At 61.3% G+C, this 18658-nt stretch carries 18 protein-coding genes and 1 pseudogene; 9 read left to right on the top strand and 10 right to left on the bottom strand.

Annotation, left to right across the window (positions count from 1 at the left end):
- Nucleotides 1–483, bottom strand: a 483-nt coding sequence (locus T281_RS10530; protein WP_037238237.1) for a GcrA family cell cycle regulator, incomplete at its 3' end; no start/stop codon positions are given.
- 460 nt (nt 484–943) lie between these two features.
- Here T281_RS10530 and T281_RS10525 point away from each other — a divergent pair.
- From T281_RS10525 to T281_RS10510, 4 genes are all read left to right on the top strand, one after another.
- Nucleotides 944–2125: an aspartate aminotransferase family protein gene (locus T281_RS10525; protein WP_037238235.1), complete on the top strand. Its 1182-nt coding sequence runs from the start codon at nt 944–946 to the stop codon at nt 2123–2125.
- Nucleotides 2126–2129: 4 nt separating this feature from the next.
- Nucleotides 2130–3068, top strand: a complete 939-nt coding sequence (gene argF / locus T281_RS10520) for an ornithine carbamoyltransferase (RefSeq protein ID WP_245257982.1) — start codon at nt 2130–2132, stop codon at nt 3066–3068.
- Nucleotides 3068–4039, top strand: a complete 972-nt coding sequence (locus tag T281_RS10515) for an Hsp33 family molecular chaperone (protein WP_037238233.1) — start codon at nt 3068–3070, stop codon at nt 4037–4039. Before argF ends, T281_RS10515 begins: the two co-directional genes overlap by 1 nt.
- 157 nt (nt 4040–4196) lie before the next feature.
- Nucleotides 4197–5042 carry an AAA family ATPase gene (locus tag T281_RS10510; protein WP_037238232.1) on the top strand — a complete coding sequence of 282 codons (846 nt, stop codon included), beginning with the start codon at nt 4197–4199 and terminating at the stop codon, nt 5040–5042.
- Between the two features lie 2 nt (nt 5043–5044).
- Here the strand turns inward: T281_RS10510 and T281_RS10505 are convergent, their stop codons facing one another.
- The 4 genes from T281_RS10505 to T281_RS10490 form a co-directional block, all read right to left on the bottom strand.
- A complete protein-coding gene (locus tag T281_RS10505; protein ID WP_037238230.1) occupies nt 5045–5635 on the bottom strand; it encodes a hypothetical protein in 591 nt (196 codons plus the stop codon).
- A gap of 74 nt (nt 5636–5709) precedes the next feature.
- Nucleotides 5710–5943, bottom strand: coding sequence for a hypothetical protein (locus tag T281_RS10500; RefSeq protein ID WP_037238228.1), 234 nt, complete (start codon nt 5941–5943; stop codon nt 5710–5712).
- A gap of 140 nt (nt 5944–6083) precedes the next feature.
- The gene (locus tag T281_RS10495; protein ID WP_037238226.1) at nt 6084–7109 is read right to left on the bottom strand and encodes a patatin-like phospholipase family protein; all 1026 of its coding nucleotides are present in this window, start codon (nt 7107–7109) and stop codon (nt 6084–6086) included.
- 1 nt (nt 7110) lies between these two features.
- A complete protein-coding gene (locus tag T281_RS10490; RefSeq protein WP_037238224.1) occupies nt 7111–7398 on the bottom strand; it encodes a GlsB/YeaQ/YmgE family stress response membrane protein in 288 nt (95 codons plus the stop codon).
- Nucleotides 7399–7673: 275 nt separating this feature from the next.
- Here T281_RS10490 and T281_RS10485 point away from each other — a divergent pair, with 275 nt between their 5' ends.
- The 3 genes from T281_RS10485 to T281_RS10475 all read left to right on the top strand — a co-directional run bounded on the left by T281_RS10485 (nt 7674) and on the right by T281_RS10475 (nt 10607).
- Nucleotides 7674–8171 (top strand): hypothetical protein, encoded by a 498-nt coding sequence (locus T281_RS10485; protein ID WP_037238222.1) that lies wholly within the window; start codon nt 7674–7676, stop codon nt 8169–8171.
- Nucleotides 8172–8366: 195 nt separating this feature from the next.
- Complete coding sequence (locus T281_RS10480; RefSeq protein ID WP_037238220.1) at nt 8367–10091, top strand: PHA/PHB synthase family protein; 1725 nt, start codon at nt 8367–8369, stop codon at nt 10089–10091.
- Between the two features lie 270 nt (nt 10092–10361).
- Nucleotides 10362–10607 (top strand): hypothetical protein, encoded by a 246-nt coding sequence (locus T281_RS10475; protein ID WP_155955208.1) that lies wholly within the window; start codon nt 10362–10364, stop codon nt 10605–10607.
- 168 nt (nt 10608–10775) lie between these two features.
- Here the strand turns inward: T281_RS10475 and hisG are convergent, their stop codons facing one another.
- The 4 genes from hisG to T281_RS10455 all read right to left on the bottom strand — a co-directional run bounded on the left by hisG (nt 10776) and on the right by T281_RS10455 (nt 14542).
- A complete protein-coding gene (hisG, locus tag T281_RS10470) occupies nt 10776–11492 on the bottom strand; it encodes an ATP phosphoribosyltransferase (protein ID WP_037238216.1) in 717 nt (238 codons plus the stop codon).
- 3 nt (nt 11493–11495) lie between these two features.
- The gene (locus T281_RS10465; RefSeq protein WP_037238214.1) at nt 11496–12620 is read right to left on the bottom strand and encodes an ATP phosphoribosyltransferase regulatory subunit; all 1125 of its coding nucleotides are present in this window, start codon (nt 12618–12620) and stop codon (nt 11496–11498) included.
- Complete coding sequence (hisS, locus tag T281_RS10460; protein ID WP_037238212.1) at nt 12617–14152, bottom strand: histidine--tRNA ligase; 1536 nt, start codon at nt 14150–14152, stop codon at nt 12617–12619. Before hisS ends, T281_RS10465 begins: the two co-directional genes overlap by 4 nt.
- 201 nt (nt 14153–14353) lie before the next feature.
- Nucleotides 14354–14542: a YdcH family protein gene (locus tag T281_RS10455; protein WP_037238211.1), complete on the bottom strand. Its 189-nt coding sequence runs from the start codon at nt 14540–14542 to the stop codon at nt 14354–14356.
- A gap of 314 nt (nt 14543–14856) precedes the next feature.
- On the opposite strand from T281_RS10455, the gene T281_RS10450 reads away from it, so the two are divergent.
- Entirely contained in the window at nt 14857–15063 is a 207-nt protein-coding gene (locus T281_RS10450; RefSeq protein WP_037238236.1) for a YdcH family protein, read from the top strand.
- Nucleotides 15064–15441: 378 nt separating this feature from the next.
- Here the strand turns inward: T281_RS10450 and T281_RS10445 are convergent, their stop codons facing one another.
- Nucleotides 15442–17244 carry a hypothetical protein gene (locus T281_RS10445; RefSeq protein WP_037238209.1) on the bottom strand — a complete coding sequence of 601 codons (1803 nt, stop codon included), beginning with the start codon at nt 17242–17244 and terminating at the stop codon, nt 15442–15444.
- Between the two features lie 511 nt (nt 17245–17755).
- Here T281_RS10445 and T281_RS18775 point away from each other — a divergent pair.
- A pseudogene (locus T281_RS18775) lies at nt 17756–18658 on the top strand (hypothetical protein); the annotation flags it as partial.

Here is an 18658-nt window from a genome sequence, read left to right as displayed (position 1 = left end):
GGCAACAGGGTTGTAGGCAATCGCTGAGTGGTGTTCGCAGTAGGGGCTTCCGGAGTTCTTCCGGCGTCCGCAAAAGTGAAAACCGTCTTCCATGGGATCGCCGACCGGCCAATGACACATGTTTTCCTTGAGGTCGACCAGTCGGATCAACCCTTCGGGCGCGGGCTCGAGGTCGGGCAAGGTCAGCGGAATGATCGTTGCTGGCTTGCGTTGCTCGGGCTCAGGCGAGATCTTCAGTGCCGTGTTGCCGAAGGTGCGATACTGAACCTGCGGCGACCGCGTTGGGAAAAGTGCAATATTCGAGCGGGGACGAGCCGTTCTGATGCGCGAAGTGGTCGCGCGGCCGGCAAGTCCGAGGCGATGTACTTTCCCAATAACAGCATTACGCGTAACTTCTCCAAGTTTGGTGGCGATCTGGCTTGCGCTCAAGCCGTCGGCCCAAAGCTTTTTCAAAAGGTCAACACGTTCGTCTGTCCAACTCATAAAGTTAGCTCCTCGTTCATTCCGGCGGACGAACCGCGAATAAGGTCGTGACCGCTGGACGGATGACCAGCGGGGCCACGGGCGCTAACGCAAGACAAGGAGACACAAGCGTAATCCCGACGCCCAGAAACTCGGGGCGTACCCTCCGCATCAAGGAGGGCTATCGAGAACGCAATTTACAGAGATACAAGCTTCGCATTGGTACTATGCGAGGTGGTGTATGCGGCTACGCGCATTTCGGAAGGCGATGGCACCACTCCATCTCATGGGAGCATAATTGCACAAAAGTGCCGTCCCGACAAATTTCTGAAACCTTAACGCAGGCGTAAATCGTTACATTTGGGGTGCGCTGTGTCTTTTATGCCGGTTGACACTGGCGCGAACTGTTGGAAAATAAGCCAACGAGCCTGAGCCGCCCGCCAGACGGAGCGGCTTTTTTAATTTGAAAACGAGTGGAAAAATGTCTGCGGTTCTCGGGACCTATGCGCGGATCAATGTTGAGTTCGAGCGCGGCGAAGGCGCGTGGCTCGAAACCGCAGCGGGGGAACGATATCTCGACTTCGGCAGCGGTGTCGCGGTTAACGCTCTCGGACACGCGCATCCCCATCTCATCGCCGCCCTTACGGAGCAGGCGCACAAGGTGTGGCACACGTCGAACCTGTATCGCGTGCCGGGGCAGGAGCGGCTCGCCGAGCGGCTTTGCGCGCTGACGTTCGCGGACAAGGTCTTCTTCGCCAACTCCGGCGCCGAGGCAATGGAATGCTCCATCAAGATGGCGCGCAAATATCACTCCTATAATGGGCAGTCCGAGCGCTGGCGCGTCATTACCTTCGTGGACGCTTTCCACGGGCGCACGCTTGCCACCATCGCGGCGGGCAATCAGGAAAAGCATCTGAAGGGCTTCGGCCCGAAGGTAGACGGCTTCGACCAAGTGCCGGTCGGCGACCTCGACGCTCTGCGCGCGGCGATTACGCACGAAACGGCGGCGCTGCTGATCGAGCCGATCCAGGGCGAAGGCGGCGTTCGCCCGGTCGGCTGGCCGTTCCTTCGCGCGCTTCGGGAAATCGCGGACGAGCACGGCCTGCTTCTTATTCTGGATGAGGTGCAAACCGGCGTCGGCCGCACCGGCAAGCTCTTCGCGCATGAATGGGCAGGCATCGAGCCGGATATCATGGGCATCGCCAAGGGGATCGGCGGCGGCTTCCCGGTGGGCGCCTGTCTCGCGACCGAAAAGGCGGCCTCCGGCATGACGGCGGGCAGCCACGGTTCGACCTTCGGCGGTAACCCGCTCGCGATGGCCGTGGCGAACGCCGTGCTCGATATCGCGACGAAGCCCGAATTTCTTGGCAACGTTCAAGAGATGAGCTTGCTTTTCAAGCAGCGGCTTGCTGAAATCATAGACCGTCACCCACGCATCATCGCCGACATTCGCGGCGAGGGACTCCTGCTTGGTCTGAAATGCAAAGTGCCGAGCGCGGACGTGTCTAGCACGCTTTTTGCAGAAAAGCTGCTGACGGTGTCTGCGGGTGACAACGTTGTCAGACTTCTGCCACCGCTCATCGTGACAGAAGCCGAAATCAAAGAGGCGTGCGAGAAGATAGAAAGCGCATGTGCGAGGCTCGATGCTACACTTTCAGCGTAATTCGATGATCAAAGAGCCCTCGGCTCCGCGTCATTTTCTCGACATCGACGATTACGACTTCGATACGCTTCGGCTTATCCTCGACAACGCGCGTGCGCTCAAAAAGCTGATCAAGACCAGCCCCGCCTCGGATTGGCCGAAGGTTGCGGAGGGCAAGGTTCTTGCCATGCTGTTCGAGAAATCGTCCACGCGCACCCGTGTGTCGTTCGACGTCGCGATGCGTCAACTCGGCGGCGAAACCATTGTGTTGAACCGCAACGACATGCAGCTCGGGCGCGGCGAGACCATCGCCGACACGGCGCGCGTGCTGTCGCGCTATGTCGATGCGATCATGATGCGCTGCACCTCGCATGAGGCGCTGATCGAACTCGCTGAGCACTCAGCTGTGCCGGTCATCAACGGCCTGTCTGATCGCTCGCACCCGTGCCAGATCCTCGCCGACATCATGACGCTCGAAGAGCACAAGGGCGATGTCGCCCCGCTCAAGGTGGCGTGGATAGGCGACTTCAACAACGTCACCGCGTCGTGGGTTCATGCCGCCGTGCGCTTCGGCTTTGCGATGACGCTCGCGACGCCTAAGCTCCTTCAGCCCCCGCGGAGCTTCCTCGACTGGGCAAACGACGAAGGCGGCCGCATCACCGTGGTCGAAGATCCGGCCGTTGCCGTGGCCGGTGCCGATTGCGTGGTGACGGATGTTTGGGTCTCTATGGGCCAGGAAAATGTCGCCGAGCGCGAGACGCTGCTCGCGCCCTATCAGGTGAACGCCGCCCTCATGGAAAAAGCCGACAAGAATGCCATATTCATGCATTGCCTGCCGGCGCACCGCGGCAGGGAGGTAACGGACGACGTTATCGACGGCCCGCAATCCGTGGTCTTTGACGAAGCCGAAAACCGGCTGCACGCGCAGCGGGCAATCCTCGCATGGTGCTTCGAGAAGGTTTGATGGGTGGAGATTTTGCCGGCGATCCCGGCGCGAAATACAACGACTACGTCTTGCCATTTCAATTGGAAGCGTCGGGTGCGCGAGGGCGGCTCGTGCGCCTCGGTCCCGTGCTCGACAGCATCCTCGGGCGGCACGAATATCCCGAGCCGGTGCTGCTCCTTCTCGGCGAGGCGGTCACGCTCACCGCGATGCTCGGCGCTGCGCTGAAGTTCGACGGCAAGTTCATCCTGCAAACGCAGTCTGACGGGGCCGTGGGCTTTCTCGTCGTACATTACACCTCGCCGGGCCAGATCCGCGGCTATGCGAGTTACGATGCGGACGAAGTCGCGCACCTGCTCAACGGGAGCGCGCCGAAAAAGCCGCTAATCGGCAATGGCCATCTCGCGATGACCATTGATCCCGGCGCGGATATGGAGCGCTATCAGGGCATCGTTGCGCTGACGGGGAACACGCTCGTCGACGCCGCGCATGAATATTTCGACCAGTCCGAGCAGATCCCGACCTTCATCCGCATCGCGGTCGCCCGGCAATACACGGCGGGCGAGGACGGCAAGCAGGGCCATTGGACATGGCGCGCGGGCGGCCTGATGGTGCAGAAGCTGACGCGCGAGGGCGGGTACGAATCCGGCCGGGACGTCGCCTCCGACGAGGTGGACGACGATGGCTGGCGGCGCGCGCAGGCGCTGGCAGCGACCGTTCAGGACCACGAACTGCTCGACCCGACGCTTGGCTCCGACTGCCTGCTCTATCGCCTGTTCCATGAGGAAGGCGTGCGCGTGTTCGACGCGGCTCCGATGGAGGCGCGCTGCAACTGCTCGCGCGAGCGCGTGGAAGCGATGCTCGAACAGTTCTCGCCGGATCAGGTGGAGGCGATGGCCGAAGATGGCATGATTGTCGTGAAGTGCGAGTTCTGCAACACGCAATACAGCTTCGTCGCCGATCGGTATATGCAACGCGGCGAGCCGAATTAACGGCAGGCTGAAGCGAGACACGGGGGGCACGGGCGCAACCCGTGTCCTTTGAGCGTGCATCGAAGCGCGATCACGCTCATGCTTTCTGAACACGCATGATCTCTTCGCAAAACCGGACGCCACTTTTGCGGATCATGCTCCATGGGAGACGGGCGGCATGCGCTTTGAAGGAACCGAGAGCTACGTCGCCACCGACGACCTGCGCGTGGCCGTGAACGCGGCCATCGTGCTGGAGCGCCCGCTTCTGGTGAAGGGCGAGCCCGGCACCGGCAAGACCGTGCTCGCGCATGAGGTCGCGGCCGCAATCGGCGCGCCGCTCATCGAATGGCATGTCAAGTCAACGACCAAGGCGCAGCAGGGGCTTTACGAATACGACGCTGTGAGCCGCCTGCGCGACAGCCAGCTCGGCGACGAGCGTGTGAAGGACATCCGCAATTACATCCGCAAGGGCAAGCTGTGGGAGGCGTTCGACGCGCCCGTGCGGCCCGTGCTGCTCATCGACGAGATCGACAAGGCCGACATCGAGTTTCCGAACGACCTGTTGCAGGAACTCGACCGCATGGAGTTCCACGTCTACGAGACGGGCGAAGTCGTGAAGGCCGCCGTGCGCCCCGTGGTCATCATTACGTCGAACAACGAGAAAGAACTGCCGGACGCGTTCCTGCGGCGTTGCTTCTTCCATTACATCCGCTTCCCCGACCGCGACACTATGCGCGCCATCGTGGATGTGCACTTCCCCGGCCTGAAGCCGCGCCTCCTGCACGAAGCGCTCAGCATCTTCTACGACATCCGCGACGTGACCGGGCTGAAGAAGAAGCCGTCCACCTCGGAGCTGATCGACTGGATCAAGCTGCTCGTCAACGAGGACATCGACCCCGAGACGCTGAAGGAGCGCGACCCGCGCAAGCTCATCCCGCCGCTGCATGGCGCGCTGCTCAAGAACGAACAGGATGTGCAGTTGTTCGAGCGGCTGGCTTTTCTAAGCCGACGGCGGGGGGAGTAAGGCTAGGAAGTCAAAATCTGATAAATTTCTTCCCACTCATCTGCCATGGCGAGGCGAATATATTTTTCAGGCAGTTCAGCCCGTCGTGCGATGTCAGTTGCGCTAAGCATTCCCTGTCTATACGGCTCCAAAAACAGATCCCTGGTGTCTTTTGGAAATAAAATACAAAGCGCATACAATGTGGCAATCTTGTCCGTATGAGCATTGAGACCATCATCCTGAGCAAACTGCAGCTCTGGTGATAGCGCCAAGCGCTCCATTAAGTCCTCTAATTCTGCTTTTGTTTTTGTGGTGGCATTTTCTTCGTCAAATAGATGGATAAGCTCCTTGCAAACCACAAATCTCTGCCAATTCATATCCTGGTTGGCTGCATAGTAAATGTCCGCACAATATACAGGGTCTCCGTAAACGGCAGTTCTGAAAGTAAATTTTCTAACAAACTGTCCCCGAATTATCCCGATATCGTAACTGACGCCGATATATTGGATGACATCCTGTATACCTAGTTCGGTGACCTTATCGACAACATCCTCAATTTTTATAGGCAACCGTGTCCATGTAGAGAACGCTTCCACGAGCTTTTTGACGCTCATTCTTGCCCCTCAAAAAAATTGAGGGCTCGAGATCAAGACTCGAACCCTCACAATCAGCAATCTATATAAGAGATTTACAAGCTCTGCACAAGTTCCCGAACATCAACCTGTGGGGTATCAGAATCAGGAAACTTATGGCTAATTATAGCCAATCCCATTGTGCGCTGGACGTGGGCTGACCGGATTTCCTGCTCAATCTCATCGACAGAGATTAAATCCCTATCGCCTCGAAAGAATTTGACGTTTTGTAGGGTGCCTTCTTTACCAGCAAGAAGCGCCACCAGTTCTCGCGGTTTACGCTTTGCCATGGTATTCCTCTTTGCGCTCAAAAACGAATTGCGTTTTGGAATCTCAATATATGATGATGACTCTTAACAAGCAATGGGTGCTCTTGACACACTAACGAAATTATGACGCTAAAAGACTCGCAGCGTAAAAAAGTCTCTTCTCAAACCTCCTCGCGCAGCGCATCCAGATCCAGCGTAGACCGCGCGCCAATATCGCCCGCGCTCGCCGCAAGGAACGCGTCCGCCGCGCGCCGCCCCTCGTCGCGCAGCATCGTGAGGAACACGGCCTCGGCGTTGAGCTTCGACGACGAGCCAAGCTCCGCAATCATCTCGCTCCCGACGCGGTGGATGCGCATCTTCGCCCAGCGCGCGCCCTCGCAATCGCCCGCATCGGCGACCTGCTTCAGGATCGCGATCATGCGAAGTTCCTTCAGCAGCGTCGCGTTGAACGACACCTCGTTAAGCCGGTTCAGGATATCGCGCGCGGTCTTGGGCGTGCCGCCGCGCTCGACGGGGTTCACCTGCACGAGGATGACGTCCTCGGCCGTGCAGCCGCGTACCAGCGGCGTGATGGTGGGATTGCCGGAATAGCCGCCGTCCCAATAGGGTTCGCCGTCGATGACCACAGCCTGAAACAGCGTCGGCAGGCAAGCCGATGCCAGCAGCACATCGGGCGATAGCTCGGCGTTGGTGAAGACGCGGCCGCGCCCCGTGCGCACGTTCGTCGCGGTGATGAAGAGTTTCAGCGGCACTTTCGGCAGCAGGTCGAAGTCGATGCTTTCCGCGAGGATGTCGCGCAAGGGGTTCGCGCCGCCGGGGTTCAGGTCGTAGGGGGAGAACAGCCGCGCGGTCATGTCGAGCGCGACGAACAGCGGCGAGGTGTCGATGGACCAGCGGCCGAGCATCACGTCGAGCGGGCTCCGCTGGAACGGGCTGAACCGCGCCGCTTCGCCAACGCGCGTCCAGAAGGCATCGAGCGATGCGCGCGCGCCGTCGCGGCCGCCCTTGCCGAGACCGCAGGCCATGACTGCGGCGTTCATCGCGCCCGCCGATGTGCCGGAGATGCCCTCGATCGTAAGCCATGGTTCTTCGAGCAGCCGGTCGAGCACGCCCCAGGTGAAGGCGCCATGTGAGCCCCCGCCCTGAAGCGCGAGGTCGACGGTGATGGGCGCGCGGCTCTGCGCCATCTCAGACGGCCCTGTTACGGTGGTAGGCCCAAAGAAGCGCGAGCACTAGGAGCGAGCCGATCAGCGCGGACACGATGTCCCGCATCGAAACGGCGACGTTTTCGAGATTGGGCAGGAGGTTGAACATGCGGAACAGCACGCCGCCCACAATAGCGCCAAGCAACCCGAGCCCGAGATTGGGCCAGAAGCCGAAGCCGCGTCGTTCGCGCGTGACGAGAATGCCGGCGAGCGAGCCACCCGCGATGCCGATGACGACCCACACGAAAATCTGCGGAAGACTGAAGGACATTGCTGAACCCCTCTTTGAGATGGCTTTATGCGCACTATAGGGCGGGAAGGCTTAAGTTGCTCTTGAGTTTCATAACCCAAGTCGAGGCGCGTGGCAGACTTGAGCGTATCAATTGATCAAATGGGGCGCGGCAGCGTATGTCTCGACTGTATATTCAAAAGGGGATGAAAAGTTCCATGATTTATTCAATGCATGCCGGTTATGAAGATGCGAGGCACGAGCTTATGGCTTATTTTAGTGCCGCAGGCCCTCGATAACAATAAGGGAGACGCGCCGTGCAACAATCCCCTCAGCCTTCTACCTTCGACCTTTCGCCGGTCCTGAAGGCATATGTCGACTCCATCGATATTTGGAAGAAGAACTACGAAAATATCGCGAAAAGCGCTCGCGAGATTCAGGGCTTCACCGTCGAAGGCTTTGGCGGGAACGGCGCAGCCTCGGCTTCCGCGCTTTCGGCTGCCGCGAAGACCGAAATCGATGCCGAGAAGGCTGCTTATGACAATGCCGTGGCCCAATGGCAGAAGTCGGGAGATGACCTGTTCAAGCGCTTGGTTCAAAATCAGGTCGAGCTTTGCCGCTTCTTCGGCAGCCGGTGGGAGCAATATCTGAGCCTGCCCGATCAGGTCGCGCAGTGCCGCACGGTCGCTGAATTCGGCAATCTTCAGCAATCGTTCCTGACGCGCTTCGCAAGCGATTACATGCAGGAGGGCGAAAAACTCGCGCAGCCTTTCGCCGAATACATGGCAAGCCTCGGCAATAACAACCGCGCCTGACCGAGCGGCGGCGCGACAGCCGTTGAAAACCCCGCCAGCGCGACACGTCAGGCGATACGCGGCCCCATGCGCGGCGTGCTTTTTCGTACGCTTTCCGCGCCTTAACAACTCGCGTTACCGATTGAACCCTCGGCGCGGCCGCTTTTTCGTGTTAAGCCCCTCGGCAATGGGTAAGTATCCGCATTGGAGGGGGCCATGATCGGAAGTACGAGCGCGATCGACCGCGTTTTTCATTATGCGTTGGCCAAGCAGACAGGCGGAGTTTCGCCGGCAGCGTTGATGCTCTCCTACACGGACTGGGCGTTGCACCTGTCGATGGCTCCGGGCACGCGGCTTCAGCTCGGCTGGAAGTTTTTTACCGACGCGGTCGCGCTCCAGCGTTACACGCTGGCAACACTGACGAGCGGCGATCTGTCGGCGGGCGATTGCCCGCCTCCCGCGAAGGCCGACCGTCGCTTCGCGCATGAAGACTGGCAGCGCTTCCCCTTCAACGTGATGCAGCAGAGTTTTCTCGTGTGGGAGAACCTCTGGGACGCGGCGACGACGAATGTTCATGGCGTCAGCAAGGAACACGAGCAGGCTGTAAACTTCCTCGCGCGCCAGATGCTCGACATGGTCGCGCCGTCCAACTTCGTCGCCACAAATCCCGAACTTCTCGACAAGACGACGCGGGAAGGCGGTTTCAACCTCATGCGCGGGGCCATGAACCTGCTGGAAGACAAGCAGCGCAATGCGGCTGGGCTGCCCCCGGCGGGCGTCGAGGAGTTCAAGGTCGGCAAGACGCTCGCGGTGACGCCCGGCAAGGTCGTCGCCCGCACCCGCCTTATGGAATTGATCCAGTACAGCCCAACAACCGCGAAGGTGCATCCGAACCCGGTGCTGATCGTTCCCGCCTGGATCATGAAGTATTACATCCTCGATCTGTCGGCGAAGAACTCGCTCATCAAATATATGGTCGACCAGGGCTTCACGGTCTTCGCGATCTCGTGGAAAAACCCGGACGAAAGCTACGCCGACACCGGCATGGACGATTACCGCCGCCTCGGCATCATGGAGGCGCTGAAGGCAATCTCGCAGATCGTGCCGAATCGTAAAGTGCACGCGCTCGGCTATTGTCTCGGTGGCACGCTGCTATCCATCGCGGCGGCCGCCATGGCGCGCGACGGCGACGACCGCATCAAGTCGATGACGCTGCTGGCTGCGCAAACCGATTTCAGCCAACCCGGCGAGCTTGAGCTTTTCGTCAATGAGAGCCAGCTCGCGTTCCTCGAAGATATGATGGAGGAGCGCGGCTATCTTTCCTCCGCGCAGATGGCCGGTGCGTTCCAGCTTCTCCGCTCGAACGATCTCATCTGGTCGCACATGATCCACGACTACATGCTCGGCGAGCGGACATCCATGATGGACCTCATGGCATGGAACGCAGACCCGACGCGGATGCCAGCGCGCATGCATTCCGAATATCTGCGCGATATCTTCATGGGCAACCAGCTTGCCGAAGGGCGCTTTCATGTGGACGGCCGGTCGATCGCACTGCGCGACATAACCGCGCCCATCTTCGTTGTGGGCACGGAGACGGACCACGTTGCGCCATGGCGCTCGGTGTATCAAATCAACGTGCTCTCCGACACCGACGTGACCTTCGTGCTGACGAGCGGTGGCCACAACGCGGGCATCGTGTCCGAGCCGGGACGCAAGCATCGCCATTACCGCATAGCAACGTCGCGCCACGACACGCCCTATGTCGGTCCGGAGACATGGCACCGCACCAACGCGCCGAAAGACGGCTCGTGGTGGCCGGAATGGGCGAAATGGCTTCGCGCGGGATCGAACGAGGCCGTGCAGCCGCCCAAGCTGGGCGCGCCGAACGTGGGTTATCCCGCGCTATGCGACGCGCCGGGGACTTACGTTTTCGAGTAGCCACGAGAGAAGGCGAGATTTTCGCCCTCGCCTCTTTCGCTTCGTCGGTGCCTCAGATGAGGCGCTTTTTGGTCGCCGAGGTGATGCGTGAATGCGACAAGGCGGGCGAAAGCCTGCCGTCGTAAACCGCTTCATGTGATGTTGCCCGAAACAAGCCGGATTTTCTTGGCTTGTGCGTCGTGGCTCAAACAGTTATCAGATTTTCCCCGGTGGGTAATTCTTGTCGCCGGGCAAGCGGGTCGAGGTCGCTGACTCAAGATGAAAAGGCTTTTGTGTTCATTCGCGATTGTTGCCGCGCTCGCCAGCCCGGCGCGCGCCGTGACGTGCTCGGACGGCATGGCGGTGATCGACCAGATGACCCAGATCCTCCAGCTTTCGGAAACCGAGCAGACAAACATCTCGGCGCTTCTGTCCAGAGCGAGGGTTGAGGACGAGCAGGGTCATCAACGTACGTGCAAGGTGATCCTCGCCGACGCGATCCGCTTCTTCCTCATCAAGACCGTGCTTGACGACTAGTCATATCCCACAAAAAAGGGGTTCGAGCCGGGCGAACTGTGTTCAGGCTTCTCAAGGAGCTTGAGCGGTCGCGCGCTCTGCTGCCACGATGTCGGTTCGCTGCATGCCAACGGCTGCGGCGTCCGGCAGAGCTTCGGCAAGGCGCGAAAACTCTGCTTGAGAGAGGCGTCAGGCCGCGCTCATGTCACGCGCCGCCTTCAGCCGCCTCGCGATGTCGGTGCAAAGCGCGGCCAGCCGAGGCTCGACGAGCGCCGTGCGCGCCGCGACGAGATTGGCTTCGGACTGAAGGATCAGCCCATCGGCGAGGATGCGCAGGCCGTTCGCGCGGAGCGTTGCGCCCGTGCTGGTGATGTCGACGATGCCTTCCGCCATGCCTGCGGCGGGCGCACCTTCCGTCGCGCCTAGACTTTCCACCGTGCGATAGTGGACCACGCCCTTGTCCGTGAAAAACCGGCGCGTCAGCATGGGATATTTCGTGGCGATGCGAAGCCGCCTGCCGTGCTCGGCGGTGAAGAGTGCGCCCGCCTCTTCGAGGTCGGCCATGGTCTCCACGTCGAGCCAACAATCTGGCACGGCAACCACGACATTGGCATGGCCGAAGCCGAATTTCACGAGCAGGTCCACGCGCTCGTCGGCATCGGGGATCTGCTCGCGCACGAGGTCTTCGCCCGTGACGCCGAGATGCACGCGGCCACTTTGCAGGTGCCGCGCAATCTCGCCCGCCGAAAGGAACTCCACGGCGACATCCGGCACGCCCGCCATCGCGCCCTTGTAACCGCGCGCGTCGCCCGTCTTCTCGATGGCGATGCCGCCCGCGCGAAACAGGTCGAGCGTGTCTTCCATCAGCCGCCCCTTGGACGGCACGCCGACGATGAGCTTGTCCATGCGCTATCTCCCCGAGGCCGCGACGAGCAGCCGTTCGGTATGAATTGCCGCGCCCACGGCGGGCACGTCGCAAGCGCCGCCCGAGAGCGCGTGGATGAGGCCGTCGTAACGCCCGCCGCCCGCGATCTGCCGCTCCACGCCTGCCGCGTCGATACGGAAAACCATGCCGGTGTAATACTCGAAATGCCGCCCGAAATCGGCCTCGAAGACCACCGGCGCGCAGCCCGCGAGCTTCTTGATGCCGTCGAGAAGCGCGCGCGCGTCGTCCATCACGGGGCCAAGGTCGAGCGAGGCTTCAGCGGCGAGGGATGCGATGCGGTCGAGCGCCGTGTCGACATCGCCGCGCGTGGCGAGATAATCGCGCGCGAGTCGCACCGTTTCGGCTGAAAGCGGCGGCTCCTGCACGTCCGCAGCCTTATGCTGCAAGCGCTTCACGATTTCCGTCGGACGGCGAAGCCCGATGAAGGGCACGGCCTTCGCGTCGAGATGGGCGAGGAAGCCATCCTCGCTGAGCGCGGTTTCCGGTAACGCCGGGGCGCGGTCGGCCTGTGAGCGCGAGAGGATCTCCAGCTCCTGCGCGAAGGCCTGCCGCCGGAAGGCGCGGGCGAGGCGGTCCCGCCAGCGTTGCGGCATGTCGAGCGCGTTCAGCAGCGCACGGACGAGGCCGATATGCCCGACGCGGATCGTGAAATCGAGGACGCCGCAGGAGCGCACCGCGTCGAGCGTAAGCGCCATCACCTCAAGGTCGGCATCGATGCCGCGCGCGCCGTAATATTCGATGCCCGCCTGACGGAATTCGCGCGTGCGGAGCCGCTCGGGCTTCGCCTGAATGCGGAACGCTGGGCCGTTGTAGCAGAACTTCGAAACGCCAGCGCCCGCGCCGCGTTCCAGAAACACGCGCGCCACGGGCAGCGTGAGGTCCGGGCGGAGGCAAAGCTCCTGGCCGCTCGGATCGCTGAAAATGTAGGTTCGCGCGCGCAGCTTCTCGCCGATGCGGTCGAGAAACAGGCTCGCCGGCTGGATAAAGGCCGGGGCCACGCGCACGTAACCCTTCGCCGCGAACAGCGTCATGATGGCCGCGGCCTGCGCTTCGAGCGCCTCGAATTCCTTTGCGCCTTCCGCCGTCACGCCTTGGCCTGCTCTGCAAGGAGTTTCTGCACGGCGGCGACGAGATCTCCCTCGCTCACGGAAAACTGCGCGGGGCGCGCCTCTTTCCACTCGGCATGATCCGATATTTCGCCGGAAAGCCGCGAGCCTTCGAGCAGATCCTTGATCGTAACCTCGCCTTTCGCGCGCTCGTCCTCGCCCTGAATGATGACGGCGGGGCTGCCGCGCTTGTCGGCGTATTTCATCTGCGCCTTCATGCCCGCATCGCCGACATACATCTCGGCGCGGATGCCCGCGTCGCGGAGTTGCTTCGCCATGCACTGATAGTCGCCGACGCGCGCCTTATCCATGACGAGCACCACGACCGGCCCGGCCGCCTTCGCCGCGCCGATCTTGCCGAGGTGCGACAGCGCCGCGTAAAGCCGCGATACACCGATGGAGAAGCCGGTGGCGGGGACAGGCTGCGAGCGGAAGCGCGACACGAGGCCGTCATAGCGTCCACCGCCGCCGACCGAGCCAAAGCGCACGGCCTGGCCGCTTTCGTCGGTCGCGCGGAAGGTGAGTTCCGCCTCGAAGACGGGGCCGGTGTAATATTCGAGGCCGCGCACGACAGATGAATCGATACATATTCGGTTGTGTCCGTAGCCCGCCGATCGAACAAGCACCTCGATATCGAACAATTCTCGGAGGCCAGCTTCGATGAGATCGCTTTCGCCGAGTAAGTTTTCAGCTATTTCGATATCCCGTTCGAGTCGCTCTTGCCTGTGCGTCTGTACACTACTGCGAAAAAGGGCGATCGATTCCCAAGACAGATACTCTCTAATTTTGCGTACCTGCAAAGGCGTCAGTTCTGCGCCCTTTGTGAAATCACCACTCTCGTCTTTTCGTCCCGAACCAAGTAACAGCTCAACTTCATCCCAACCGAATTTATCAAGTTTATCTATAGCTCTTAGCACAGTGAGTCTTCTGGTCGCATTTTCGACCCCGCTGATACCGATCGCGTCCATTACGCCATCGAGCAGCTTGCGATTACTTACCTTAATAATATAGCCGCCGCGCGGAATGCCCAACGCCTCCAGCGTATCCGCCGCCAGCATGCACATCTCGGCGTCGGCGGCAGGGTTCGCCGTGCCGACCGTGTCCGCGTCGAACTGCATGAATTGCCGGAAGCGGCCGGGGCCGGGCTTCTCGTTGCGGTAGACGTAGCCCGTCTGGTAGCGGCGGAACGGTTTCGGCGTGGCATCGAAATTCTGCGCGACGTAACGCGCGAGCGGCGCGGTCAGGTCGTAGCGCATCGACACCCACTGCTCGTCCTCGTCCTGGAACGAGAACACGCCCTCGTTCGGGCGGTCGGTGTCGGGCAGGAATTTGCCGAGCGCGTCGGTATATTCGAACGCGGGCGTGTCCAGCGGCTCGAAGCCGTAGCGCTCGTACACCTCGCTGATGGTGTCGAGCATGTGTTTCAGCGCGCGGAGTTCCTGCGCTTCGACGTCGCGCATGCCTTTCGGCAGTCGCGCTTTGACCTGGGTCTTGGAAGGCTTCTTGTCGCTCATGCGGAAAGGAATGAAGCCGACAGCTTGCGAGCGCAAGACTTTTGTGGTGATTGCGGCGACGCGCGGCGGCTAGGGGTACGCGCGGAGAACTCGATTTGCGCGGAACTATAAAGAATGGAGCGTGATGGGGTGTTGCGTGAGAGATCAGTTGCAGCCTGGGCGGCAGGTGTTCTGCCCTGCCGCTTGGCCGTTTCGGAGGTGTTACGCCCTGAGGGCGACGTCCTGCCCGGATTTGAACTTTTCGATCTTCTCCTTGAGAAGGAGCTTACGGCGCTTTAGTTCGGAAACTTTCAATCCATCTACGAGAGGCCGAGCCATTTCAAGCTCGATCTGCCGCTGAATGGTCTGATGCTTCTCTTTGAGTTCCTCGATATGCGCAATAAGGCTCATTTCCGGCCTCCACTTTTGTTTAACCCTCCTATGGCAACTCCAATTTATGGCGAAAAGATGACATAATCAAGACTAAAAAGTGGCGCGGTTGCGAATGCGGAAAAGCGCAACTTGAAAGCCCTTGCAAAATTGCGCCATATCTTAACAAAACCCTTCGGAACTCTTCGAAATCACATGAGAATCTTTCTATTCCGTGTTACACGTACGAGGTCGGGGAGATTGCGCTTTTTCGGAAATTCGGGATTCGTGCTATGATGAAATTCGTCAGCGATTTTTCGGGGCCGAGTATTTTTGGCGTTATCCCCGGGGGTTTGATGAACACTGCGGACGACGGGGGTGTGCGCCAAAAACTCGCACAGCTCAGACAGGAACATCGTGATCTCGACGACGCGATAAAGGCGCTCGAATGCGCTCCAGATCGCGATCAACTGCGTCTTACACGTCTGAAGAAACGCAAGCTTTCCCTTAAAGACAAGATTGCACGGTTCGAGGATCAACTTCTCCCCGATATCATCGCCTAGCCGGTTTTGCTGTACCTGAGGCGGCCATCGGGTTATGCGGCAGAGACAGCGCCAAGATCGAGATGCGCCCAGCCACGACACGACCCCGTCTCGAAGGTCAGCACGGCTTCGCCGCCGTTCCGCAAGGAATCTAGCCACAGAAGAGAGCCCTCGCTGTACAGACCGGCAAGCCCCCAGCCCGATTTTTCCGGCGCGCACCCGCGCCGGCCGCTGGGAGGGCAAAGATCGAGCAGGATCCTTCCGGCGCGCGCACGCGAAACGCACCGCTTTCGACGCGAGCGTGATCCTTGAATTTTCCGCCCTGACCCTGAAATGCGCTCCACGGCGGCAGCACCTCGCCACCCCGGTAGAGAACGAGAGTCTTTGTCTCGCCCGGCTTCAGCGGCCGCGCGGGATCGTCGTCCGCAGTGGAGCGATGGGCACGTCCGCCTGCTCTGGCGCGGCGCGGCTTGTTTGAGGGTCTTCCGGCGGCGCATCGCCGGAAAGCGGCTCCGGCGTCGGCTCCTGTCGCAGCACCTGATAATGCATGCTGTAGAAGCCGCGCCAGCCCACGCCCGCATTCGTGGCCCACGTCTCGTTGCTGGAGGTCGTGAGCACGTAGCTGCCCTCGTCGAGGCGCTGATTGACATCGGCTTCCCAATAGGCGTTGGGAACGCCGCCCTGCCCCGGCTTGCCGCGCGCCACCCAGCGGCCAACCTCCGTTCCATCCGGCCTGAGCAGCACGATAATGCCTGGCTTCCGGCCGCGCGCGTTGTTCCAGTGATAGGTCTCAAGCGTGCGCACGAAGATAGGGCGCTTGATCGCGATGATCGTGTTCGTGCGCGGGCCGTTGACGACCGCGGCGATGTTGCCGAGTTCAGCGCGCTGCACCGGCGCTTCCGGCTCGGGCTCGGGCTCGGCGGCGGCTTCCGCATCGCCGCCCGAGACATCGACCGCATCAGGCGTCTCTGGCGAGGTGTTGGACGTCGCCCATCCGGCGATGGTCAGCCGCGACACCATGCCCATAAGGGCGTGGTCGTTAATGTCGAGGCTGCGTTGCCCCTCAAAAAGGATGTGCAGCCGTTTGCCGTCCTTGCGCGGCTTGTCGAGCGTCACGGAAATGGTATCGCGCCCCTCGAAGCGGGTATGGACGCGAAGCGCGGGCTGGCCCGCGACCGTCACCTTGTCATGCGCGAGTTCATCAGTATAGCCGAGCAGCGGCTCGTCGGGAAACCACCACCAGACGCGGACTTCCCGGCCTCCGCGCGGCTCGATAGCCTGCACTGTCCGGCCTGCCTCGGTGAGTTCGGCCCGCCAGCCGGGCGGGGTGGCGACGCTCGCCTCGTCGATTTTGAAACGCTGCCAATCGTCCGTTTGCGCGGCGGCGGGGATCGCCTGCACGAGGAGCGCGCCCAGGGCAAGCATTGCCAGAAAGCCTGTGGTTTGTTTCGATGGCGTCAGCTCGGGCGCTCGCCCTTCCGCGCCTGCCTCGAGGCGGATCGCCGCCACGCGGGCTTCGCCGACAGCTTCCGGCGGAACCGGCGCATGGACCGTCACATATTGTCGGCCGCCGCGCGTCCAGAAGGCATAGGTGATGGCGAGGACGGCAAGCGTCGCGCTCTCATCGAGTTCGACGCCGACAAGGGCGGAACCCGGAAGCCGCCAGCCGTGAACCACGCCGTTCACGAGCACGCCGTCTTCGCCAACCGAAACGACGCCGTCGCGGTAGCGCAGATGCGCCTTCGCAGCGTTGCGGCCGAGGAGGTAGCCGATCCCGCCGACCGCCATGATGCCGAGGGATATGACGGCGAAGATTTGCGCATCCCCGAGGACCAGCGCCAGCACGGCCGGGATCATGACGGCGAAGCCGAGAATGATGAAGAGTGTAGCGCGGTGGCCTTCTTCGGTTTCCCGCGCCTCCGTCGCCGCGAATGCGTCCCAATCGCCGCGCGCCACCCGCCAGCGAGCGAGGGGTTTGCCCTGCGCGAGGTCAGCGCGAATTTTTGCGAGACGACGGAAGTAGAACGCGGTGATGAGCGCCGTAAGCCCGACGAAAAGTGAGAGGAAGGCGCTCGCATGAGCGCCATCGCCGATCCTTCGCCGAAGCTCCTCGTTGAACTCGATATAGACGGCGATCCAGCCGAAAGCCGCAAGCGCAATCAGCAGGGAAATCCGCATCGCCTTGGCGCCATCGAGCAGCATGCGGATCTCCCGTCTGAGCCGGCGAGTCGGTGCGTGCCGACGGCCGAAAATGGATCAAAAAAAACTCTTTGGACGGAACACTAGATGAATGCCTTGGCGGGCGGCATGCGGCACTTTGCGGCGGTTTGGGTTGCGTTGCCATACTTCATTCCGCGCCTTGCGCAGGCCTGCACCACCCCCGAAACCGGAACTTCACGCGCCGAGGCTAACTTGGCGGGAACCCAGGTAAAATGATTATCCGCGCCGGCGATTTCTTGGGCCGAACGCCGCCAACTGGTTCTCTCAAGCTCTCGGGATCAAGGTCCATTGCGGATCATGCGGCTCCGAAAAAGGGGCGTTGGACAGGTTATCGTCAGCTTCGACCGACTAAAGTTGGGGCCAAGGTGCGTGGCGCATGTTCGTGCTGACGATTGCTCATTGGTATGCCGAAGGACGCTGTTAGCGACGAAACGCGGCCAGTGCATCGGGCGATGCAGCGCTCAGCCAGTCACATCTAGCTGCGGGGGCAACGGTGCCGATAGTTATCGACAATATCAGTTCAGATCGCCCAGCGGTGGATCAGTCGTTGGCCTATTCGGATCACCCTCGATGGGATCTGGCGCTGCAAGGCGCGCTTGCTCAAGCCAATGCGGCGGGAGCGTCGGTCACTGATGCCACGGTCGATCCGGCGGGACAGCCGCTGCAAGGGGTGAGCAAACCTGCCGAGGGCACGTCGCCATGCGGGGCGAATACGTCTGCCCAGAACCCATGCGATCAGAATGTCGATTGGGGCGGTAGTCCTTGCGGGGCGAAAGCGTCTCAGGCAGAAGGCAACGCCGGAGCGGGCAATCCCTGCGGTGCAAATGCCGGCGCATGCGAAGGAAACCTCGGTATCGGCGGCGGTTGCGGCGCGAAAGCGAATCCCTGCGTCGCCAATCTTGGCGTGGGCGGTGAGTGCGGCGCAAATGTCGGCGCATGCGTGGCCAAAGCTGGTGTCGGAGAGATTTGCGGCGCCAAGGAGAGCGGTTGCGCCGCCAATGCGGGCGCGGGCAGCGTGTGCGGCGAGCAGTACGGTTTGTGCGCCGCAAATGCGGGCATCGGCAAGGCCTGCGGCGTGGACGGCAGCACTTGCGTCGAAAAGACAAGCGCCCCGGAAGCCTGCGGCGTCAAGCACAGCGCCTTCTGTCTCGAAAAACTGGCCGGTCCCTCTGCCTGCGGACAAAAAACGGAAATCTGTGCAAGTGATATCGAAATGGGCGATGTCTGCGGTGAAAACTTGGACGCGTGCGCCTATGATCTCGGCACGATAGAAATTTGCGCTGCAAAGGGCGACGCTTGCGCCTGGGATCTGGAGAGCGGGATCTGCGGCGCCGATGGTCAGGTCTGCGCTGTCGATGTGAGCCCTTCCACCTGCGCCGCTGACGGTCAGGTCTGC

The organism is Rhodomicrobium udaipurense JA643 (assembly GCF_000636015.1).
GTDB lineage: Bacteria > Pseudomonadota > Alphaproteobacteria > Rhizobiales > Rhodomicrobiaceae > Rhodomicrobium > Rhodomicrobium udaipurense.
This window is presented reverse-complemented; position numbering and strand designations above follow the sequence as displayed.

Excerpts from the sequence above, each read along its gene's own strand:
- T281_RS10525 (WP_037238235.1), top strand. The coding sequence starts at position 944 with ATGTCTGCGGTTCTCGGGACCTATGCGCGGATCAATGTTGAGTTCGAG.
- argF (WP_245257982.1), top strand. The coding sequence starts at position 2,130 with ATGATCAAAGAGCCCTCGGCTCCGCGTCATTTTCTCGACATCGACGAT.
- T281_RS10515 (WP_037238233.1), top strand. The coding sequence starts at position 3,068 with ATGGGTGGAGATTTTGCCGGCGATCCCGGCGCGAAATACAACGACTAC.
- T281_RS10510 (WP_037238232.1), top strand. The coding sequence starts at position 4,197 with ATGCGCTTTGAAGGAACCGAGAGCTACGTCGCCACCGACGACCTGCGC.
- T281_RS10505 (WP_037238230.1), bottom strand. The coding sequence starts at position 5,635 with ATGAGCGTCAAAAAGCTCGTGGAAGCGTTCTCTACATGGACACGGTTG.
- T281_RS10500 (WP_037238228.1), bottom strand. The coding sequence starts at position 5,943 with ATGGCAAAGCGTAAACCGCGAGAACTGGTGGCGCTTCTTGCTGGTAAA.
- T281_RS10495 (WP_037238226.1), bottom strand. The coding sequence starts at position 7,109 with ATGGCGCAGAGCCGCGCGCCCATCACCGTCGACCTCGCGCTTCAGGGC.
- T281_RS10490 (WP_037238224.1), bottom strand. The coding sequence starts at position 7,398 with ATGTCCTTCAGTCTTCCGCAGATTTTCGTGTGGGTCGTCATCGGCATC.
- T281_RS10480 (WP_037238220.1), top strand. The coding sequence starts at position 8,367 with ATGATCGGAAGTACGAGCGCGATCGACCGCGTTTTTCATTATGCGTTG.
- hisG (WP_037238216.1), bottom strand. The coding sequence starts at position 11,492 with ATGGACAAGCTCATCGTCGGCGTGCCGTCCAAGGGGCGGCTGATGGAA.
- hisS (WP_037238212.1), bottom strand. The coding sequence starts at position 14,152 with ATGAGCGACAAGAAGCCTTCCAAGACCCAGGTCAAAGCGCGACTGCCG.
- T281_RS10455 (WP_037238211.1), bottom strand. The coding sequence starts at position 14,542 with ATGAGCCTTATTGCGCATATCGAGGAACTCAAAGAGAAGCATCAGACC.
- T281_RS10450 (WP_037238236.1), top strand. The coding sequence starts at position 14,857 with ATGAACACTGCGGACGACGGGGGTGTGCGCCAAAAACTCGCACAGCTC.
- T281_RS10445 (WP_037238209.1), bottom strand. The coding sequence starts at position 17,244 with ATGCTGCTCGATGGCGCCAAGGCGATGCGGATTTCCCTGCTGATTGCG.